20 protein-coding genes are annotated in these 21,575 nt (G+C 40.5%); 14 read left to right on the top strand and 6 right to left on the bottom strand.

Going from position 1 to position 21,575, the window contains the following annotated elements; all coding sequences use genetic code 11:
* Positions 1-8 precede the first annotated feature (8 nt).
* The 5 genes from ACM44_RS10450 (at position 9) to ACM44_RS10430 (ending at position 4,630) form a co-directional block, all read left to right on the top strand.
* Positions 9-1,295: a TolC family protein gene (locus tag ACM44_RS10450; RefSeq protein ID WP_241477172.1), complete on the top strand. Its 1,287-nt coding sequence runs from the start codon at positions 9-11 to the stop codon at positions 1,293-1,295.
* 9 nt (positions 1,296-1,304) lie between these two features.
* Positions 1,305-2,054, top strand: coding sequence for an outer membrane beta-barrel protein (locus ACM44_RS10445; RefSeq protein WP_048499994.1), 750 nt, complete (start codon positions 1,305-1,307; stop codon positions 2,052-2,054).
* Between the two features lie 194 nt (positions 2,055-2,248).
* Positions 2,249-2,659 carry a type II 3-dehydroquinate dehydratase gene (aroQ, locus tag ACM44_RS10440; RefSeq protein WP_048499993.1) on the top strand — a complete coding sequence of 137 codons (411 nt, stop codon included), beginning with the start codon at positions 2,249-2,251 and terminating at the stop codon, positions 2,657-2,659.
* 57 nt (positions 2,660-2,716) lie between these two features.
* Positions 2,717-4,099 (top strand): alpha-amylase family glycosyl hydrolase, encoded by a 1,383-nt coding sequence (locus ACM44_RS10435; protein ID WP_152669340.1) that lies wholly within the window; start codon positions 2,717-2,719, stop codon positions 4,097-4,099.
* A 42-nt stretch (positions 4,100-4,141) separates the two neighbouring features.
* Positions 4,142-4,630, top strand: a complete 489-nt coding sequence (locus tag ACM44_RS10430; RefSeq protein WP_152669339.1) for a hypothetical protein — start codon at positions 4,142-4,144, stop codon at positions 4,628-4,630.
* Positions 4,631-4,703: 73 nt separating this feature from the next.
* Here the strand turns inward: ACM44_RS10430 and ACM44_RS10425 are convergent, their stop codons facing one another.
* Together ACM44_RS10425 and ACM44_RS10420 are read right to left on the bottom strand one after the other, a co-directional pair.
* Entirely contained in the window at positions 4,704-6,545 is a 1,842-nt protein-coding gene (locus tag ACM44_RS10425; protein ID WP_048499991.1) for a monovalent cation:proton antiporter-2 (CPA2) family protein, read from the bottom strand.
* Positions 6,542-7,063, bottom strand: coding sequence for an NAD(P)H-dependent oxidoreductase (locus tag ACM44_RS10420; protein WP_048499990.1), 522 nt, complete (start codon positions 7,061-7,063; stop codon positions 6,542-6,544). The genes ACM44_RS10425 and ACM44_RS10420 overlap by 4 nt, the downstream gene beginning before the upstream one ends.
* A gap of 80 nt (positions 7,064-7,143) precedes the next feature.
* On the opposite strand from ACM44_RS10420, the gene ACM44_RS10415 reads away from it, so the two are divergent.
* The gene (locus ACM44_RS10415) at positions 7,144-8,295 is read left to right on the top strand and encodes a hypothetical protein (protein WP_048499989.1); all 1,152 of its coding nucleotides are present in this window, start codon (positions 7,144-7,146) and stop codon (positions 8,293-8,295) included.
* Positions 8,296-8,330: 35 nt separating this feature from the next.
* On the opposite strand, the gene recJ is transcribed toward ACM44_RS10415, so the two are convergent.
* Both recJ and ACM44_RS10405 read right to left on the bottom strand, forming a co-directional pair.
* Positions 8,331-10,082, bottom strand: coding sequence for a single-stranded-DNA-specific exonuclease RecJ (gene recJ, locus ACM44_RS10410; protein ID WP_048499988.1), 1,752 nt, complete (start codon positions 10,080-10,082; stop codon positions 8,331-8,333).
* A 152-nt stretch (positions 10,083-10,234) separates the two neighbouring features.
* Entirely contained in the window at positions 10,235-11,857 is a 1,623-nt protein-coding gene (locus ACM44_RS10405; protein ID WP_048500057.1) for an ABC-F family ATP-binding cassette domain-containing protein, read from the bottom strand.
* Between the two features lie 182 nt (positions 11,858-12,039).
* Here ACM44_RS10405 and smpB point away from each other — a divergent pair, with 182 nt between their 5' ends.
* The 3 genes from smpB (at position 12,040) to ACM44_RS10390 (ending at position 14,916) form a co-directional block, all read left to right on the top strand.
* Positions 12,040-12,498: an SsrA-binding protein SmpB gene (gene smpB, locus ACM44_RS10400; RefSeq protein ID WP_048499987.1), complete on the top strand. Its 459-nt coding sequence runs from the start codon at positions 12,040-12,042 to the stop codon at positions 12,496-12,498.
* Positions 12,499-12,575: 77 nt separating this feature from the next.
* Positions 12,576-14,078 (top strand): OmpA family protein, encoded by a 1,503-nt coding sequence (locus ACM44_RS10395; RefSeq protein WP_048499986.1) that lies wholly within the window; start codon positions 12,576-12,578, stop codon positions 14,076-14,078.
* Positions 14,079-14,175: 97 nt separating this feature from the next.
* A complete protein-coding gene (locus tag ACM44_RS10390) occupies positions 14,176-14,916 on the top strand; it encodes a YebC/PmpR family DNA-binding transcriptional regulator (protein WP_048499985.1) in 741 nt (246 codons plus the stop codon).
* A 36-nt stretch (positions 14,917-14,952) separates the two neighbouring features.
* Here the strand turns inward: ACM44_RS10390 and ACM44_RS10385 are convergent, their stop codons facing one another.
* Together ACM44_RS10385 and ACM44_RS10380 are read right to left on the bottom strand one after the other, a co-directional pair.
* A complete protein-coding gene (locus tag ACM44_RS10385) occupies positions 14,953-15,243 on the bottom strand; it encodes a GNAT family N-acetyltransferase (protein WP_048499984.1) in 291 nt (96 codons plus the stop codon).
* 67 nt (positions 15,244-15,310) lie between these two features.
* Positions 15,311-16,060 (bottom strand): RDD family protein, encoded by a 750-nt coding sequence (locus tag ACM44_RS10380; protein WP_048499983.1) that lies wholly within the window; start codon positions 16,058-16,060, stop codon positions 15,311-15,313.
* Between the two features lie 22 nt (positions 16,061-16,082).
* Here ACM44_RS10380 and ACM44_RS10375 point away from each other — a divergent pair, with 22 nt between their 5' ends.
* From ACM44_RS10375 to ACM44_RS10355, 5 genes are read left to right on the top strand one after another with little or no spacing between them, the layout of a single operon-like run.
* On the top strand, positions 16,083-17,060 hold the full coding sequence (locus tag ACM44_RS10375) for a stage II sporulation protein M (RefSeq protein WP_048499982.1): 978 nt from the start codon (positions 16,083-16,085) through the stop codon (positions 17,058-17,060).
* 8 nt (positions 17,061-17,068) lie between these two features.
* On the top strand, positions 17,069-17,854 hold the full coding sequence (locus ACM44_RS10370) for a DUF4129 domain-containing protein (protein ID WP_053215460.1): 786 nt from the start codon (positions 17,069-17,071) through the stop codon (positions 17,852-17,854).
* A gap of 8 nt (positions 17,855-17,862) precedes the next feature.
* Positions 17,863-19,017 (top strand): DUF4350 domain-containing protein, encoded by a 1,155-nt coding sequence (locus tag ACM44_RS10365; RefSeq protein ID WP_048499981.1) that lies wholly within the window; start codon positions 17,863-17,865, stop codon positions 19,015-19,017.
* Positions 19,018-19,052: 35 nt separating this feature from the next.
* A complete protein-coding gene (locus ACM44_RS10360; RefSeq protein WP_048499980.1) occupies positions 19,053-20,081 on the top strand; it encodes an AAA family ATPase in 1,029 nt (342 codons plus the stop codon).
* 35 nt (positions 20,082-20,116) lie between these two features.
* A complete protein-coding gene (locus ACM44_RS10355) occupies positions 20,117-21,439 on the top strand; it encodes a DUF58 domain-containing protein (RefSeq protein ID WP_048499979.1) in 1,323 nt (440 codons plus the stop codon).
* Positions 21,440-21,575: the final 136 nt, after the last annotated feature.

The raw sequence follows: 21,575 nt of genomic DNA, 5'->3' as shown, positions 1-21,575 counted from the left end.
AATAAAAAATGACACCAGGATATAAAATGTGCTTTTTAATCGGCTTTGCATTACTTGCCGATCTGGCATACAGTCAATCGGATACTGCATTTCAAAAAAAACCTATATCCTATCAGGATTATATAGAGTTGGTGGGAAAGAATAACGTAGGCTATGCGGCGGAAAAATTCAATGTGAAAATTTCCGAGGCAGGCATAGAAAGCGCAAAAGTATTCCCTGATCCTGAATTGAGTACCGGTTGGTTTGACAACGGGCAGCGCAGAATGAATATGGGATATGGCTATAATGCCGCCATCGGTTGGACAATCGAATTGGGAGGCAAGCGAAAAGCAAGAATAAACCTTGCCAAAAGTGAAACGGAGCTCACCAAATATCTGCTGCAGGATTATTTCAGAAATCTTCGCGCAGATGCTACTATTCAATATTTTGACGCCATTCAAAAGGAACATTTGGTAAAGGTCTTGCTAAATTCTTACCAGGCGATGGACAAATTGGCAAAATCGGACAGCATACGCGCGAAATTGGGCGCTATTCCCAATGTGGATGCAAAACAAAGTAAACTGGAGGCCGGGACTATGCTCAATGATCTTTATCAAACCATTGCCGACTGGAAAACCTCACTCGTTAATCTGAACTTGTTAATGGGAGCGGAACAAAGCGATACCCTTACTACAGCTGTTGATCATTTCACAACCTTTGACCGAAACTTTATTCTAGCGGATCTTATTCTCAATGCACAAAATACCCGAGCCGACCTGATGGCTGCCTTACAGAATAAAGACGTTTCCCAAAAAATTCTTCAGCTGGCAAAAGCCAATAGGGTAATTGACTTGGGCTTAACTGGCGGTATTACTTATTCGTCCTATGTCCGAAATACCATTGCACCCACACCGTCAACTACACAAACGGTTATTGGCATTAGCATTCCCTTGAAATTTTCCAATAATCGTTCGGGGGAATTAAAGACGGCTTATTATACCACCTTGCAATCCGAAGCCCAATATAAACAGACCGAATTGCAGGTGCAGGCAGAAGTAACGCAGGCTTATTTCAATTACCAAGCAGCACAAAAACAGGTTGCCCAATTCAATACTGGATTGCTTGCTGAGGCAAAGACTATTCTGGAGGGCAAAATCTATAGCTATAAGCGCGGTGAAACCACATTGCTGGAAGTGCTGAATGCACAGCGAACCTACAATGAGGTACAACAAAACTACTATCAAACACTTTTTAATCATGCCTCTGCTTTGGTAGAACTTGAAAGAGCAGCGGGTATTTGGGATATTAATTTCTAAAACAAACGCATGAAAAAAATATTGAGCATCATATTCGCACTGTCTTTTTACATTGTTTCCAATGCGCAAAAAGCCTCTATTGATACCGCTTCGGATTTTAGAAACCACTTATTCAGCCGCAATAAGGTTTCATTCGGTATCAAAGCGGGAATCGGCTATTCCACGATTTACGGGAAAGATATAGGATATGTCTTTGCTGAAGATAAAGCAACTTGCCAACCGGGTTATCATTTTGGATTGATAGTAGATAATAAAATCGGAACACATTTCTGGCTAAAACATGAACTGATTTTCAACCACAAAATTGCCGGAGTACAACTTAGTGACAGCATCAATGGGCGGTACTCCTCAAAGCTGACAATGAATTATTTAGAACTGCAGCCCTTCAATGCTGCATTTCAATCCAAAGGATTTCAAGTATATGCAGGTCCTTATATTAGTGCATTGCTCGGAGCCAAAATACAACGGAAAGACAACAATGGAAATGCTTTTGGCGATTCGGGTATCTTTGGAGCCCCAAACAATGATGAAAGCGAAAACAAGTACCTTCAGAAGCTTGATTTCGGCATCAATATAGGATTGGAATACCAATTGCCGATAGGAGTATCCATCGGAGCGAAATACACGCATGGTTTAACCGATATTTTTCAATATGCCAGCAGCTATGTGAATGGAGACCCCCAAACCGATAATATAAAAATATACAATCGGGGTTGGATGGTTTCAATTGGGTACTTTTTCAAAAATGGCAAGAATTGATAAAAAGCACTTCCGTTGAGCCAAGGACAAATAAAGCGCAACTCCGCCTGTAAATCCTAATCTCATTCTCTTGTAACATCTTTTACCGCTCCAAACCGCCCGAAAAATGTTTCGAAATTTCTGCGGTTGGGGCTACTTAAACTTCCGAATTTTTTCGGAAGTTTTTTTATGCGTAACTTTGACTTTTCCAGACTATGAAAATCCTCATCCTCAACGGACCCAACCTCAATCTACTCGGAACACGCGAACCGGAAATCTATGGAAATGTCTCCATGGAAAACCTTCTGGAATCTTTGAAAGTAGCATTTCCACAGCATGAAATCCAATATTACCAATCCAATCTGGAAGGTGAAATCATCAACCGAATGCAGGAAGATGATTTTGATGCCCTGATCGTAAATCCCGGTGCTTTCACGCATTATTCCTATGCAATTGCAGATTGCCTCAAAAATATTTCTAAACCAAAAATCGAGGTCCACATTTCAAACATTTACAAAAGGGAAGAATTCAGGCAAAAATCGGTTACCGCTGCAAATACCGATGGTGTACTGAGCGGGTTTGGTTTGAGCGGATATAAGCTTGCGATCCAAAGCTTGGATTTCTAAAATCGATTCCGTGCGTGGGAACTCATTTTTTTTCCTAATTTTGAGGAAACCATCAAAATGAAACATTCCTTTTTTTCGCTCATTTTTTGCCTGTCTGGATTCATTACTCTTTTGTCGCAAAACAAGGATCCGCGCTATCAACCGAAAGAATACGTGGAAATCACACACCCGGAATGGAGCAAAAACGCCACAATCTATGAGGTGAATCTCCGTCAATATACCCGGGAAGGAACTTTCAAGGCTTTTGAAAACCATTTGCCACGGCTCAAAAAAATGGGTGTGGACATCATTTGGTTGATGCCGATTCATCCCATTGGCGAAAAAAACCGGAAAGGCAGATTGGGAAGTTACTATTCGGTAAAAGATTTCCGGGGAATCAATCCGGAGTTTGGAACCATGCAGGATTTCAAAGAGTTGGTCAATAAAATCCATTCCATGGGAATGTATGTGATCATAGACTGGGTCGGAAACCATTCCGCATGGGACAACCCACTGAGCAGGCAACATCCGGATTGGTACACGAAAACACGTTCGGGAAATTTCCAGCCAACACCGTGGTACGATTGGGATGATGTGATCGACTTTGACTATGATCATCCCGACTTCAGAAAATACATGACGGAATCTTTGAAGTTCTGGGTCAAAGAAACCAATATAGATGGCTACAGAGCGGATGTCGCTGGATTTATTCCCGTCGATTTTTGGGAAAACGCAAGAGCCGAACTGGAGCAAATTAAACCGGTTTTCATGCTTGCCGAATGGGAAAGCAGGGATCTTTACAAGAAATCATTTGACATGACTTATTCCTGGACTTTGTGGGATCAGCTCCGTGAAGCGGTCAATCATCAGAAATTAGGCGGATTGGTGGAATATCTATCACACGATGTAAATTCGGTTCCGAGAAATGCGTATCGAATGGTTTTCACCGATAATCACGACAAGAATTCATGGGAAGGGAATCCATATCTCAATTTCGGCGACGGATTGAAAACAGCCATCGTGATGACCGGAGTGGTGAATGGCATGATGCTTTGCTACAGCGGTCAAGAAGCGGGTTTGAACCGAAGTCTCCAATTTTTTGACAAAGACCCGATCGAGTGGAAACAGGATGAAAACGAAATCCTTTTCACCAAACTTTTCCACCTGAAACATGAAAACCAGGCACTTTGGAACGGAAAATATGGCGGCGAAATGATTCGTGTGGTCAACAGTCAACCGCTTAAAGTCATTTCTTTTTATCGGGAACAAAATCTGGATGCCGTTTTTCCGATTTTGAATTTTTCCGATAAGGAAGTGAATGTAGATCTGGATACCCAATATTTTCAGGGAAAGTACAGGGAGCTTTTCACAGACCAGATTTTTGACATCAAAGAAAAAACCAACTTGAAATTAAAACCATGGTCCTATTTGGTTTTGGTCAAACAACATCAGAAATTATAAAGGAACGGTTATTGCAGCAAAAAGAAATTTAACGCTGCAAAAATGAAGAATCTACTTACAGTTTTAATGATTTTCTCCATGCTGGTTTCCTGCACGAAAGATAATGAAGCCATTTCCGAAAAAACAATTACAGACAGTTCCGCTCTGTCGAAAACCGATAGTCTGCAAAATCCGTCACTTGAAACGCCCGATTCAGCCGCACTTTTTTTGATTAATCCACAGGATATTTCTGCAGGAAAAGCTCGTTCAGTCTTTTCCAAAGATGGATTGACCCTGTTTTATTTCGACCAAAATACAAACAGCGGAAATATCAGAATTGATGGAAACGATTATGCGCTTACCAGCTACGATTTTAATGAAAACAATTACACGCTTTCCGGAAAAGAAGTAAAAATTGAAGCTTCAAACGGCGATTTCAATGACCAATCCGGCGATTGCATGGAAGGAACTTTTCCCGATGTGAAAGTAACTTTGAAAGATAAGACCATAAACCTTTCGAACATTAAGCTAAAAGACTGCCCGGATTACTAATGCTTTTCCGCCACAAATATTTCGGTGAGGATGGTTTTGAGGGAAATCATTACTCACCATCTGAAAGCTTCCATTAATTCATATACTCCTCATTATCATTCCATTGCGTTTCGTCAAAGGAGTGGCTGTCTTCGGCAAGAAGTTCTTCTTCTTTTTCCAGGGATTCCTTCATGGTAAAAGTCACCTTGTCTTTCAATTGCTCTTTTGCCAATTTTCTCACCATCGCTTTATCGATCAGCATGAATCTTCTGCCTAATCTTCTGGCAGCATAAGCGCGCATTCCTGTTGCCTTCAAAACGTCGACCGCCATATCCACGGCGGTTCCCAAAGTTTCCCGGTAGATGTTTTCCACATTATTGTTGATGAAATCATAAGCATCGAGGCGGTTTTTGGCGCGCACGAAAATCTTCAGTTGCGGAAAATGTTTTTTGGCGTATTCCGTGATGGATTTATTGCTTTCAATGTCATCTAAACAAAGAATCAACAAATCGGCTGTTTCTGCACCGGCAGAACGAAGGGTTTCCGGTTTCGTCGCATCACCGTAATAGACCTTAAATCCGTTTGAACGTAATAGGTTAATCCTTTCCGCATCATTATCCAAAATGGTTGCCTTAATTCCGTTTACCCGAAGCAATCTTCCCACCGTGCTTCCAAAATGCCCAAAACCGACGAGAATGATTTTTTGCTGAGCCACGTGAATTTCGGGATGATCATCCAAATCATTTACTTTTAAAGTCCTCGGTTCTATAAATTTCTCATTGATGATTAGAAGAATTGGAGTAATGCACATGGTGATCGCCGTCACCGCCATCAGTTGTGCATTTAATTTTGGACTTAAAAGGTAAAGTTTCGTGGAATAGTTCAGTAAAACGAAGGCGAATTCACCCACTTGCGAGAGCGCAAATGCAAGTAAGAAATTCTGATTGATTTTCAGTTTGAAATATTTTCCAATGGCATAGAGAACAAGGAACTTAACCAGTAAAACTACCGAAACCAACGTGAAAATAAACATCGGATCTTGCCGGATCACCAAGAAATTAATGGTGGAACCCACACTCACGAAAAACACCGCCAGAAGCAGTCCTTTGAATGGATTGATTTGGCTTTCCAGTTCATGGCGAAACTCGCTGTTTGCCAACATTACGCCTGCAATGAATGCGCCTAAAGCCGGACTCAATCCAACCGAATACATCAGTTCAGAAACGCCGACAACCAAAAACAGTGATGACGCGGTGAGCAGTTCCGGCATTCCGGATTTCGAGACGTAGCGCAGGAACGGAACGAAAATGTAGCGCCCCAAAAAAATCAAAACCGCTACACCGATAATGATGGAGAACGGCTGCAGCCAATCCGGAAGATATTGCAGCAAAATCTGTTTCTCGTCTTCCGGCGACCTTTTGGCTAAAATCGGCAACAAAGCCAGGATGGGAATCACCGAAATATCCTGGAAAAGCAATATTGAAAATGAGGCAGTTCCCGTATCTGTCCTGAAAATGTTTTTTTCTTTTAAGGTCTGCAAAACAATCGCCGTGGAAGAAAGCGAAAAACACAGTGCCACAACAAAAGCCTGATCCACCCGCCATTTTGCGAGATAGAAAATCAGGAACAAGACTGCAGAAGTGATGGCCATCTGGCTGAGTCCCATTCCTAAAATCTGCTGTCTGATCATCCAGAATTTTCTGGGTGCAATTTCCAGCCCCACCAAAAAAAGCAGCATAATCACCCCAAATTCTGTGGCATGCATGATGTCGGCGGTATCTTTTCCGGTTAATTTCAGGCAAAAAGGGCCAATGATGATTCCACCTATGATATACCCAATCACAGAACTGAGTCCCAATCTGCGAACCAGAGGAACCATGATGATCGCCGCACCCAAAAAAATCAGCGTGGTGATGGCAAGTGAGGTATCATTCATTCTGTATTGAGCTTTTTCCTGATCTGTTCGGCTATTTCTTTGAGGGCATCTTCCTTCAAATCATCTGCGCTGTGAATGGCGATGATCTCCTTTACCTCAATATTGTTCACTTTTAGGGCAAGCCGGAGCGGAAGCATGAGTTGGGAAATCGTGGCGCCATAAAGTCCGTCTTCGGTGTAGTTCTGTTCTTTTCCGCCGGTGGTCACAATGATGAAGGCATCTTTGTTAGAGAGCGGGTCATTTTCTTTGGCAATCCAGTTCATATCGAAAACTTCATCAATCCAAAGCCGCAAAAGTGGCGGCATTCCGAACCAAATCAAAGGAAAGTGGAAAATCAATCGGTCATAATTGACGATCCGTTTCCTTTCCCGAAATGTCGCGATATGGAAATCGGGATACTCTTCATACAAATCTTTAAACTCAAAATCTCCCGAATCTTCATAAACTTTTATCAATTCCACATTGGTGGTGGAATACTCAAAATAGGGGTGGGCAAAAATGACCAACGTCTTTTTCACGAGTTTGAAGTTTCAATAAAGTTAGTAAAAAAAGCGATTCAATTTTTATGGCCAACACAAATATTTTCTATTTTTGAAAAATGAAGGTTTTAAAAGTAGTTTCAGATCGCCACAGAAAAGAGTTTCTGGATTTTCCGGCCAGGATTTTTTCTCATGATAAAAATTATATCCGACCTTTGGATAAGGATGTGGAAGATGTTTTTGACTCGAAGAAAAACAGGAATTTCCGAAACGGAGAAAGTGAACGTTTTCTCTTTGTCAATGACCAAAATGAGACCGTTGGCAAGATCGCGGTTTTTATCAATAAAAAATATAAACAGAAACAGCCGACCGGCGGAATCGGTTTTTTTGATTGTGTGGATGACCAGAAAACGGCCGACTGTATATTTGATTTTGCAAAAAACTGGCTTCAGGAGAGAGGAATGGAAGCGATGGATGGACCGATCAATTTCGGGGAACGGGACAAGTTCTGGGGACTTTTGATCGAAGGGTTTTTTGAGCCGCTTTATGGAATGAATTATCATGCACCTTATTATAAACAGCTTTTTGAGAATTATGGTTTTCAGATTTATTTTAATCAGCTCTGTTTTGGTCGAAAAGTTCATGCTCCGGTTGCAGAGAATTTCTTGGAAATGCACCGAAGGGTTTCAGAAAATAAAAACATTTATGCAAAAAGGTTGATGGTGAAAGAACTGGAAAAATTCGCGAAAGATTTTACCCAGATTTACAACAAAGCCTGGTCACGTCATGGCGAAGGAAAACAGCTCTCCGAGGTGCAGACCCTGAAACTTTTTAAGACTTTGAAGCCCGTCATCAATGAACATATTTCCTGGTTTATTTATGAAAATGAAAAACCGATTGCAATGTGGATGAATATTCCCGACCTGAATCAGTGGTTTAAATACCTGAACGGAAAATTCGGGATTTGGCAAAAACTGAAATGGCTTTGGATTAAAAATTTCAAGAAAAACAAAAAAATGGTTGGCCTGGTTTTCGGGATCGTTCCGGAATGGCAAAAAAAGGGAATCGACGGATATATGATTTGGGAAGGAACAAAGCATTTTAGAAAGACCACCAGTTTTGAGGATTATGAAATGCAGTGGATTGGCGATTTCAATCCGAAAATGCTTGCAATTGCCGAAAATCTTGAAACTGGCGTCACCCGCAAATTAGCAACTTACCGATATCTTTTTGACCGGACAAAACCTTTCGAAAGGCATGAAATGTTGTGATCCGTTGAAAGTTTGGTCTCAAATTTCACCCAAAATTAACTGGTAGCTTCTTTCAATTTCGCTTTTTGGTCTTCCTTCTCGTGAAATTTCACATCTCGAATGTTCAAATAATACGTCACATTTCCTTTCCAGTGATTTTCTTCTGCAGTAAAAGCAATGTCGAAGTTTTTTTCTCTGAAATCATCGGCAAATTTCCCTAATTTGAAACCGACACATTCAATATTTCTTCCGGTGGATTCCTGTTTGATATAGAATTTGAGGTGGCTTCCATCCTTTCCCATTGTTTTCACATAGCCCGAAACTTTTTGGTTTTTAAGAACCAAGATCGGCTTCATGTTGTGTGGTCCGAATGGGGCCAGTTTTCGGTGGAAATTAAAGAACTCTTTGTTCAGTTCGTCGATTTCCACATCGGAATCTATTTTTACGCTCGGTTCTTTTTGGTGCTCCTGAATTTTTTCTGAAACTACTTTTTCAAATTTTTCCTTAAAGAGCTCAAATTGGTCTTTTGCCATTGAAAGTCCTGCAGCAGCTGGGTGTCCTCCAAATTTTAGGAATAATTCTGAACACGCTTCCAAAGCGTCATGCACATCAAAATCGGAAACAGAACGGGCAGAAGCGACCAATTCACCATTATTTCCATCGGTGAAAACCAGGGTGGGCTTATAGTAGGTCTCGGTCAATCTGGATGCCACGATTCCAATTACTCCCTTATTCCAATCAGGGCCATAAACCACAGTGGTGAAATTGGAGATTTGATTTGTGGAAATGATTTGCTCCAAAGCTTCTGTGGTGGAGCTCATATCCATTTCTCGGCGGGAGTCATTCAGGTTCACGATTTCGTCAACGATTTGGTGCGCCCGCTTCAAATTGTCGGAAACCATTAATTCCACCGCTGCTTTTCCGTGTGAGATTCTTCCTGCCGCATTGATTTTTGGTGCGATTTCAAAAACGATATTGGAGATTTCGAAGGTTGCCAATTTGTCTTCGGGAATCAGCAATCGCAATCCCAAGTTTCTGGTTTTTCTTAAAATCTTCAATCCCATTTTTGCGAAGACTCTGTTTTCGCCGGTCATCGAGACAATGTCTGCCGCAATGGAAATCGCCAGCAAATCAACAAGTTCGAAGAGTTCTGATTCAGGGATTTTATAGATGGTATTTAGTCCCTGACAAAGTTTAAAGCCGACACCGCAACCGGAAAGTTCCTTGAAGGGATATCTGCAGTCCACTCTTTTCGGATCTAGGACGGCAGCTGCTTTCGGAATTTCATCACCGGGTAAATGGTGATCACAGATAATGAAATCGATTCCGAGCTGCGCAGCATAATCAATCTTGTCCAGCGCTTTAATTCCGCAATCTAGGGCGATAATCAGCGAAAAATTATTTTCTTTCGCAAAGTCAATTCCTTCGGTAGAAATTCCGTAACCTTCTGTATTTCTGTCTGGAATATAAAAATCGAGGTATTTTTTGTCAACGATCTTGCTGAGGTAGAGGTACATCAACGCTACTGCGGTAGTTCCATCCACGTCATAATCTCCGTAAACCAAAATTTTCTCGCCGTTTTCGATGGCGGTTGCAATCCGGTCCACGGCAATCTGCATGTCTTTCATCAGGAACGGATTGTGAATGTCTTCAATTTTTGGTTTGAAGAATTCTCTTGCTTTCTGATAATTGTCGATTCCTCGCAGAACGAGGATTTTTGATTCGAACGTGCCGAATCCGAGTGAAGAACTGAGCGCGTCCACCACGTCTTCATCAGGTTCCGGTTTATAGATCCATTTTTGGTTCATAGGTTACAAATTTAATGAAAAAAGTCCGAAGTCCGATTTCGGAGGATTAAAGGCAGAATCTAAAAAAACCGCCCAATTTCTTGAGCGGTCATTTTCTTAGGTCTTCAAACTTCGTACTTCGTAGTTCGTACTTCGTAGTTCGTACTTCGTATTTATGAATACATTTGCTGCTGAAGTTCTTTGATTTTTTTGTCTTGCAGGTATTCGTCGTAAGTCATTTCCCGGTCGATAATACCTTTTGGAGTAAGTTCAATCACTCTGTTACAGACGGTTTCCAGCATCTCGTGGTCATGGGAAGCCAGTAGAATAGTACCTTTGAAACTGGAAAGCGAGTTGTTTAAGGTGGTGATGCTCTCTAGGTCCAAATGGTTGGTTGGTTCATCCAGCAAAAGGATATTTGCTTTTTGGAGCATCATTCTGGAGAACATGCAACGCATTTTTTCACCTCCGGAAAGCACGGTACAGGATTTTAATGCTTCGTCACCCGAAAAGAGCATTCTTCCCAAGAAACCTCGCATGAACTCTTCATGTCTTTCTTCGTCGTTTTTCGTGAACTGTCTCAACCAATCCACCAAGTTGATGTCTTCTTTGAAAAAATCTGAGTTATCGAGCGGCATATAGGACTGAGTGGTGGTGACGCCCCAATTGAAAGTTCCTTGGTCCGCATTTGAATTTCCGGCCAGGATTTGGAAAAATTCGGTTACCGCCAAAGAGTTTTTTGAAAGCACAGCTACTTTGTCTCCTTTCTTTAGGTTCAAATCAATGTTTGAAAAAAGGAGTTCGCCATCTTTTGTTTTTTCAAGTCCTTTGATTTCCAAAATCTGGTCGCCTGCTTCTCGCTCCGTATCGAAAATAATTGCAGGATATCTTCTGGAAGTAGGTTTGATGTCTTCAATATTGAGTTTGTCAATCATCTTTTTACGTGCAGTGGCCTGTTTTGCTTTTGCTACGTTAGAAGAGAATCTGGCGATGAACTCCTGAAGTTCTTTTTTCTTTTCTTCGGCTTTTTTATTCTGTTGCTGTCTTTGCCTAGTTGCCAATTGGGAAGCTTGGTACCAGAAGGAATAATTTCCGGTGTAGAGGTTCAGTTTCGAATAATCAAGGTCGCCAATATGGGTGCAAACGGCATCCAGGAAGTGACGGTCGTGGGAAACCACGATCACGGTGTTTTCATAATCTGCCAGGAAATCTTCCAGCCAAGAAATGGTTTCTATATCCAGGTCGTTCGTTGGTTCATCCAAAATCAGCACATCTGGATTTCCGAATAATGCTTGTGCCAAAAGGACTTTTACTTTGTCTTTGTTCTCTAGCTCGCCCATCATTTGGTAATGCATGTCATCTTTTATGCCTACGTTGGAGAGCATCGTCATGGCATCGGATTCGGAATTCCAGCCGCCCATTTCATCATAGATTACGCCCAATTCTCCAGCTTTGATTCCGTCTGCATCTGAGAAATCTTCTTTTGCGTAGAGCGCATCCATTTCCTCTTTGATCTCGAAAAGTTTTTTGTTTCCGCGCAAAACGGTTTCTAAAACGGTGAAATGGTCATAAGCAAAGTGATCCTGCTCCAAAACCGACATTCTTTTTCCGGGTTCTAATGAAACGTTTCCTGAGGTAGCTTCCTGTTTTCCGGTTAATATTTTGAGGAAAGTGGATTTTCCGGCACCATTCGCCCCGATAATTCCATAGCAGTTCCCTTTGGTAAACATGATGTTTACTTCATCGAAAAGCACTCTTTTCCCGAATTGTAAGGATAGATTAGATACTGTTAACATATAGTTTTGTAAATTTGCGGCAAAAATACGAAAAGAAATCGGGTTTTTCTCTGCACATGCTCTGCTTGATTTTTGGTGGGTGTAAAAAACGGCATCAAATTTGTGTAGCAAAAAATTGTGATGGAAAAGTTAAAATTTAATAATTTTTAACAGTAAAATAATCAATTGTTTAAAGTCAGTTCATGAAGTTTGAAAAGTCAATCAATATCCTAAACAAACGGGCAAGATTTGAGTATGAAATTTTGGATGAAATTGAAGCCGGAATGGTTTTGACGGGCACTGAGATCAAGTCGCTGCGTTCTTCCAAAGCAAGTATCACGGAATCTTTCTGTCAGTTTATTGATGGGGAATTGTACATCATTAATATGATGATTGACGAGTACAAATTAGGAACATTTTATAACCACAAGACGAAAAGGGAACGGAAATTGCTCTTGCACAAAAGAGAACTGCAAAAGTTTGAAAAGAAACTAAAAGATGTCGGCAACACGATCATTCCTCTGAAGCTTTATATTAATGATAGGGGGAAAGCCAAAATTCTCATTGCACTTGGACGTGGCAAAAAACTCTTTGATAAGCGCGAGAGCATAAAAGAGAGAGATACCAAAAGAAATCTCGACAGAATATTAAAGAAAAGTTAAAAAAACTCGGAAAATCTTTGTTTATAAAGAAAAATTATATTTATTTTGCATTATCAATTATTTAATCATTTAATTCTATGAAAAATCTAAAATTAGGAATTTCAGCATTGGCCCTCACTGTAGCCTCTACTGTTTTCGCTCAAACGACCAGCAATCCGTGGTTAATCGGTGTTGGTGCGCATGGAGTAAATCATGTTGCTGTGGGAGGTGGTAACGCTTTCAAAGTTGCTTCCAGTGCTTTCGGTGGTGATGACGCTAACAGATTGTATAGTATTAACAACTTTACAATTACTCCACCATTATCTAAATTAACTGTCGCAAGAAACCTCAACAAGTATTTGGTTCTTGACTGGCAGACTACTGTTGGAAACATTGACAACAAAAGAATCGGGATGGATAAGCAATTCTTCCTACAAACAGGTTTAGGTTTGCAGTTCAAATTCAACGGACTTTGGAACGAAGAATCTTGGTTTGATCCTTATGTAAGAGTTGGTGCAAACTACTTGAGACATGATTATTCAGGAGTTACTTTCCCAGTTACTGATTATTATCACAATGTTAATTATCCTGGTTTCTCAAATGGAGAGCCTTTTACCCAAAGAAAAAAAGACCACTTCACTGTTGCAACTGGTTTAGGGTCTAACTTCTGGTTTACTAAAAACTTCGGTTTAGGTATCCAAGGTGATTATGTAGCAACTCCAGTTGACAAATCAGATATCGCCAATTTCTGGCAAGCTTCTGCATCTATCTTGTTTAGATTTGGAAACACTGACAGAGATAAAGACGGAATCCCAGATAAAGATGACAGATGTCCTGATACCCCAGGTTTGGCAGAATTCCAAGGATGTCCTGATACTGACGGAGACGGAATCCCAGATATCGATGATCAATGTCCAGACGTAGCAGGTCCAAAAGAAAACAACGGTTGTCCTTGGCCAGATACTGATGGTGACGGTGTAATCGATAAAGATGACGCTTGTCCTACAGTTGCAGGTCCAGCTGAAAACAAAGGTTGTCCTTGGCCAGATACTGATGGGGACGGAATCCTTGATAAAGACGATGCTTGTCCTACAGTATTCGGATTGAAAGAATACAACGGTTGTCCAAAACCTAAGTCAGTAACTGCTTCTGAAGTGGAAGGCGTATTGAAAAATATCTATTTCGATTTCAATAAAGCAACAATCACTAAAGAGTCTTCTGCTAAATTAGATGAAGCTGCCAAAATCATCAAAACTGATGGTGGTAACTACCTACTTGAAGGTCAAACTGACGCAAAAGGTTCTGAAGCTTACAACCTAGACCTTTCTAGAAGAAGAGCTAAAGCCGTAGTTGATGGACTAGATGCTAGAGGAGTTGATCCAACTGCATTGAAATCTATCGGAGTTGGTAAATCTAAGGCAACTGTACCTGCTACTGCTTCTGACGCTGAAAGACAAAAAGATAGAAAAGTTGTGGTAACTGCTATTGAAGATGCAACTGTTTGGGAAAATTACAAAAAATCAGACGTTGTAGAGCCTGTGAAAAAAGCTCCGGCTAAAAAAGCTCCAGCTAAAAAAGCTCCAGCTAAAAAGAAAAAATAATTAAAAAGTTTTTCTAAATAATGAACACCCTCGGTTTTCGGGGGTGTTTTTTTGTGTCCAAATTTGTATTTTTGCATACACAAAATAGAACTAAATTATGGGACGCGCATTCGAATACCGGAAGGCAACAAAAATGGCTCGTTGGGACAAAATGGCCAAAACATTCTCAAAAATTGGAAAAGACATCGCACTCGCGGTAAAAGCAGGAGGTGCTGATCCCGAATCCAATCCCGCACTCAGAAGGTGCATCCAGAATGCGAAGGGAGCAAACATGCCAAAAGATAATGTGGAAAGAGCAATCAAGAAGGCAAGTGGAGCAGATGCCGATAACTTTGAAGAAATAACCTATGAAGGTTACGGACAAGGCGGAGTGGCTTTCTTTGTGGAGTGCACCACCAATAATCCTACCAGAACCGTGGCAAATGTTCGCGCAGTTTTCAATAAGTTTGATGGAAACCTGGGGAAAAACGGGGAACTCGCTTTTATCTTTGACAGAAAGGGAATCTTCTCCATCGACAAAGCTTTAATTACTATGGACTGGGACGATTTCGAAATGGAGATGATTGATGGAGGCGCTGAAGAAATCGATAGTGATGATGAGGAAGTAATGATTACCACAGCTTTTGAGGATTTCGGGCACCTTTCACACAAACTGGACGAATTAGGGATTGAAGTGAAAAGCGCGGAGCTCCAAAGAATTCCAAACATTACGAAAGAAGTCACTGAAGATCAATTCAAAATCAATATGAAAATGTTGGACAGATTTGAAGAAGATGACGATGTGCAAAACGTCTATCATAATATGGAAATCACTGATGAACTGATGGAATCCATCTAGTAAAAAAACTCAGGAAATTTTCCTGAGTTTTTTCTTTTAATTGGGCAGCAGAAGGTCTTTCACATCTTCCATCCGGTTCATCACTGATCGGGCATAGGAACAGTGCGGGTAAATCTTCCAGTGATTTTCTCTGGCAAACCTGATCGCCTCTTCAACCAGGAATTTGCCCATTCCACGCCCCTCAAATTTCGGATGGACCAATACGAAAGAAATAATGAGCTTGTGATCCTCAGGAAAAATCGTATAAGTTAACCGGCCAATTTCCTCGGTATCGTTATTCAAAGTGATCACACCGCCATTTCCGGATTGATTGTTCTCGTATTTCATTGCAGTACTATTTTGGACTATTAAATATACTGAAATAAATCCACATCTAAGCAAAATGCTATGATGGCTATTGCTCTCTGCCGGTAAAATAATTGTAGTCTTTGATCACCCGACCTACAAACTGTTTTTCGGTAATTTTGGTGGGATCCGTTTCTACTTTGATGATTTCCTTGATTTTGCTTGTGAGTCGGCTGATGATTTGTCGGTCGTTATTCTTCATTGCTTTCACATAATTCTCCTTGATGATTCGCATGTCATTGTCGCTGAGCAAAATCACCTGCGGAAAAAGGGGAACATAATCCTGACCTAGGTTTTCAAGAATGGTGTGGGAAATATTGATGTTGTTTTTAAGCGAAATCACTGCGGTTCCCGACGCCATGTCACCAAATCGCTGATTATTTTTGGAAACCATCACGGTAATCAAGCCAATAAGAAATGTGATATAAATATCGACCAGGCGAAAAACCCAGCGCACCAGATAGTCGCCAAAACCAGCTTGGTAACCGTCAATTTTCACCACTTTTATTTTTAGAAGTTTCTTTCCAAAGGTCTGTCCTTCCATCAAACTTTCACAAACCAAAGTATATACATAAACCGGAAAGGTCACGATGATCAGGAATGCACCTTTAGACCAGGAATCCCAGGTTCCAAAAATAGGCCCCACATTTACTACCTCAAACAAGATATAGAAAACGGAGACCAAATAAGCAATCTGGATCAAACGGTCCACCAAGAACGCCAGGATTCTTTCACCGAGAGTGGCAATATTGAAATTTATTTCCACATTTTGTGAAGTATTGATAGCGATTTGAGACATATTTTTATTATTTTCGCTTCGTATGAGGGAAGTTGCATTTATTAAGCAAAATAAAGAAAAATGGTTGGAAGTCGAGCGGGTTATCAATGGAAAAGTTAAAAAAAATCCAGATGAGCTGTCTTCGCTTTATATCAATCTGATCAATGATTTGTCTTTTGCACAAACTTATTATCCCAAAAGCAAAGTGACCGTCTTTCTTAATAATCTCTCAAGCCGGATTTTTCAGAAAATTTACAAAACCAGAAGGTTGGAGCAGAACCGGCTGGTCTCACTTTTCAAAACCGAGATCCCGCTCCTGGTATATCAGTATCGGAGGTTTTTGCTTTATTCCTTTTTATTTTTTACGCTCTTCACCGTCATCGGGTTCATGTCTGCATACTATGACAAGGAATTTGTAAAGGTGTTTTTTGGTGATGAATACGTCAATAAAACCCTTGAAAATATTAAGAACAAGAACGCGGTCGGGGTTTATCAGGAAGGTTCCAATTGGGGCTCCGCAATTTCCATTATTTTCAATAATCTGATGGTGGGTGCCAAACTTTACCTTTATGGGATTTTTGGCGGTTTGGGTACTCTTTACGTGCTGCTTCAGAACAGCATCATGTTGGGCGCTTTTCAATATTTTTTCCATGAGCATGGCGCCTTGAAAGACAGTTTGAAAGGAATTTGGCTGCATGGAGTTTTCGAGATTTTTGCAATGGCTATCGAAGGCATGGCAGGATTGATTTTGGGCGCATCGATCCTATTTCCTAAAAGCTTTTCCAGATTGAACTCGGTTAAAATTGGTTTTCAGGATAGTTTCAAGATTTTTCTCAGTACCGTTCCATTCACCATCATGGCCGGAATGATTGAAGGTTTCGTGACCAGATATGCTTTGAGTATGCCGATTTCGGTAAACCTCCTGATTATTTTCGGAACGCTTGCTATCATCATTTTTTACTATTTGGTTTATCCTTTTATTTTGGCTAAAAATTTTAACGAAATTAAATCGCAGTTCTGAAAAAAGCAATGCTCAAAAAAATCTTTGCCATATTACTCTTTCTGAATTTTCTTTTTGGGTTTTCCCGGAACACTGTTTCCGCGAATCCCGCTATTGCTGCGAATGAGTTGCAAGAAGTTGTAGTCTCGGAATCGAAAGACGCTCCCCAAGACAAACCAAATGCGGCAAATGAAAGTTTTTACCCGAAATCATTGGGGCAGAATTTCCGTGAAAAATATAAAGGTCCTGAATTTGACTACTATACTGTGCAACCCATGGAATCGCTTTGGGAAAGACTGCAAAAGAGATTGGTTCAGTTGATAGAATCCATTTTTGGCAAGATGAATCCGGACTCCTCAAGCCAATATGCCGGGATTTTCATGCGTTTTTTTGCAATCTTGATCACTGGTTTTGTGCTTTATCTGGTAATCCGCTATCTGGTTCAGAAAAACGGAAACCTCCTCTTCGGAAGGAAAAATAAGAACTTCGATATCGGATCCAGTGATTTGCATGAAAACATCCACGAAATCGATTTTAATGAGCGCATTGCAGATTTCGAATTGCAGAAAGATTACCGTTCGGCGATCCGTTACCGCTTTCTTTCCGTGTTGAAAAAATTAAATGATCAGAAAATATTGGAATGGAACCCGGAAAAAACCAATAAAGACTATATTTCCGAGTTAAAAAATCCACACATGAAAGAGCGTTTCCGCGAGTTAGTCTATATTTTTGACTATGTGTGGTATGGCGGATTTTTTATTGATGAATCTGCTTTTCAGATCTTTAAAAAGAAATTTATTGATTTTAATAGTTAATTCCCAACATGAATAAGCACTTCAAAATATATGGAATCCTGCTCGTCGTCGTGGTGGTGATTTTGATTTTGCTGGAGTTGGGCAAATCCGGTGCGACTGACTTTCGAAAAAATTTCGATTTAAAGGAAAAGACCGCGTTTGGACTTTATGTATTCAGCGGGGAAGCCAATTCGCTCTTTAAGAATAAACTTTCCAAAACAGAAGTTTCTCCCTATGCCTATTTTTCCGGAAAGACCTTCAAGCCGCAGAATATTCTGGTCATTGCCAAAGAAATCGATCAGGAATCCGCAAAGAAAATTTTGGAGCAAGTAGAACAAGGTGCCGATTTTATGCTGATTTCAGAAAATTTCCCTTCGGTGATTTCGGAGGAATTTGGAATTGCGGATGACAGATTTAATTTCGATCCGCGTCAAATATTATATCTTGAAAATGAAAATTTTGCCAGTGATAGTCTGCTTTTGGACAAACTTCCCGGCGGAATTGGATTCTATGATGTCAATGAAGATTTTGAAATTTTGGGCAGCACCTATGATCGCCAAGACGAAGAAAACTATAATTTCGTCAAGATCAATTACGGCAAAGGTCATATTTATCTGCATTCCGAACCGCTTTTTTTGACCAATTATTACTTGCTCCGGAAGGGTTCCGAAAAATATTTGCAGGATGTTTTTTCTTACCTTCCAGACCGGGAAACGGTGTGGTTTGTATCCAACTCCGAAATTTCATCCAGCTCGCCATTGCGCTTTATTTTGTCGAATCCTGCTTTGCGATACGCGTGGTGGCTGTTTTTGGGAGGACTTTTATTATTTGTAATTTTCAATGTGAAAAGAAAGCAGCGCATAGTTCCGATTATTGAACCGCTGCGGAACAAATCGGTGGAATTTGTAAGGAGCATTGGTAATCTTTATTTGCAGGAAGGCGATTTTCATGATATGATGTCGAAAAAAGCACAGTATTTTCTAAATAAAGTCCGCATGGATTTGTTGATCGATACTACCGCTTTAGATGAAAATTTCGCCCAAAAACTCCATTTGAAAACCGGAAAACCCATCGAGAAAATTAAGGAGGCGATTGAATTGATGGAAAGAGCCCAAAACCCCTACTCATCGGTAATGAAAGAAGATTTGATCAGAATGAACCGACTGTTGGATGAAATTATTTAGCTAAAATATTACGCCAGAAATAACGAGAAAAAATTATGGAAAATCAAAATGCGGAAAACAATTTCAGTGATTACCAACCCAAGGGAAATCACGATGCCGAATTCAGTGCAAGACTTGATATGAAGGAACTCCAGCAAAGTTTGGAGCAAGTGAAATCCGAAATTGGCAAAGTCATCGTGGGTCAGGAATCCATGATCGAGCATCTTTTGGCCGCACTTCTTGCCAACGGACATGTTTTGATCGAAGGTGTTCCCGGAGTGGCGAAAACCATTACCGCAAAACTTATCGCGAAAACCATCGATGTGGGTTTCAGCAGAATTCAGTTCACCCCCGATTTGATGCCGTCTGACATTTTGGGGACTTCGGTCTTTAATGTCAAAACTTCCGAATTCGAATTTAAAAAAGGGCCCGTTTTTTCCAATTTCATTCTGATCGATGAGATTAACCGTTCGCCGGCAAAAACCCAGGCCGCACTTTTTGAAGTGATGGAAGAAAGACAGATTACCATGGACGGAAACCGCTATCAGCTGGAGGAACCGTTTTTGGTCGTCGCCACACAGAATCCAATCGAACATGAAGGAACTTACCGACTTCCGGAAGCACAACTTGACCGGTTTTTGTTCAAAATCAACGTAGGTTATCCCAATCTGCAGCAGGAGCTGGAAATCATCAAAAACCAGCACGAAAACAAACTGGAAGACAAAACTGATGCGGTTCAGCGCGTCATTAACGGGATTCAGCTGAAAAATTATCAGAATTTGGTCAAAGATATTTTGGTCGAACCACAATTGCTGGAATATATCGCGAAAATCATTGTCAATACAAGAGAAAATCAGTTCCTTTACTTGGGAGCTTCGCCCAGAGCGAGTCTGGCTCTATTGACCGCGTCCAAAGCGTTTGCCGCAATTCGAGGAAGAGATTTTGTGACTCCGGAAGATATCAAAGAGGCAAGTTATGCCGTGCTTCGTCATCGGGTGATGGTTTCGCCGGAACGGGAAATGGAAGGCTTGACCGCAGATGAAATCATTAAACAAATTCTGGAAACCATTGAAATTCCCCGATAAACGGTAAAAAATCAACTGAAGAAATCCTGCTTAAAATGAAAAACCTCTACATTGACCAACGATTTTTCTTCGCTCTTTTCGGAGTGGGTTTTCTCTATGTGCTGGCGTTTTTCTTCACGGGTTTCATGCAGGTTGCCCACGGTTTTTTGATTTTGGTTTTCATTGTTTTCATCATCGATTCTCTGCTTTTGTTTAATCAGAAAAATGCGATAAAGGCCCAAAGGATTTTACCCGAAAAATTATCAAACGGAGATGAAAACCAAGTGAAAATTGAGGTGTTCAACAATTACTTTTTTAAGGCAAAAACTAAAATTATTGATGAAATCCCATTTCAGTTTCAAAAGCGGGATTTCCTGATCGAAAAAGATATTCAGTCCGGAAAAAGCGTATTTTTTCAGTATATTTTGGAACCTAAAGAACGCGGCGAATACAGTTTTGGAAACCTGAATATTTTCGCCCAGTCGCCAATAGGATTCGTCTCACGCAGGTTCACTTTCCAAAAAGATGCAATGTTGCCGTGTTATCCGTCCTTTATTTACCTTAGGAAATATGAAATGATGGCGCTCCAGAACGAGTTTTTACTCGGAGGAATCAAAAAAATCCGAAAGTTGGGACATACGATGGAGTTCGAGCAAATCCGGGAATACGTGCAGGGTGACGATCTGCGGACCATCAATTGGAAAGCCACTTCCAAACGGAACCAACTGATGGTGAACCAGTACCAGGATGAAAAATCGCAAAGGATTTATATGTTGATTGACAAAGGAAGAACCATGCAGATGCCTTTCAATGGTTTGAGTTTGCTGGATTACTCGATCAATGCTACGATGGCTTTAAGCCACATTATCCTGAAAAAATCGGACCGAGCGGGAATGATGACTTTTTCCAAAAAAACCGAGAACAAAGTGGCAGCAGAAAATAAATCCGGGCAGCTGAAAAAAATTTCGGAAGCACTGTATAATGTCCAAACCAATTTCTACGAAAGCGATTTCAACAGGCTTTACCAGGATTTGAAATTCAGCATTGGCCAGAGAAGTTTGATTCTGATGTTTACCAATTTTGAAACTTTGGATGCCGTGAACAGACAGATGAAATACCTGCGTGGAATCGCTAAAAACCATTTACTGGTGGTGATTTTCTTTAAGAATTCCGAACTTCAGGATTTGATTAGAAAAAACCCGGAAAATATGCAGGAAGTTTATGACGAAATTGTGGCAGAAAAATTTGAATTTGAGAAGAAGCTGATAATTCAGGAATTAAGAAAATATGGCATTTTCACCATCTACACTTTGCCGGAAAACCTGAACACTGAGGTAATCAACAAATATCTGGAAATAAAGGCAAGAGGAATGCTGTAGAACTCTTTTTCTGTGCTAAATTTGATGCGGCGTTTCGATAGAACACAAGAAATTAGCATGCGAAACCTTTTTCATTCAATCGGTTTTCGGTAAAATTTTATTCAAAGGTTTTTTTATTCAACCATTAAATGACCAA

This window comes from Chryseobacterium koreense CCUG 49689, assembly GCF_001045435.1.
GTDB classification, from domain to species: domain Bacteria; phylum Bacteroidota; class Bacteroidia; order Flavobacteriales; family Weeksellaceae; genus Kaistella; species Kaistella koreensis.
Note: the sequence above shows the minus strand (reverse complement) of the source record. Positions and strands in the feature narration are given on the sequence as shown.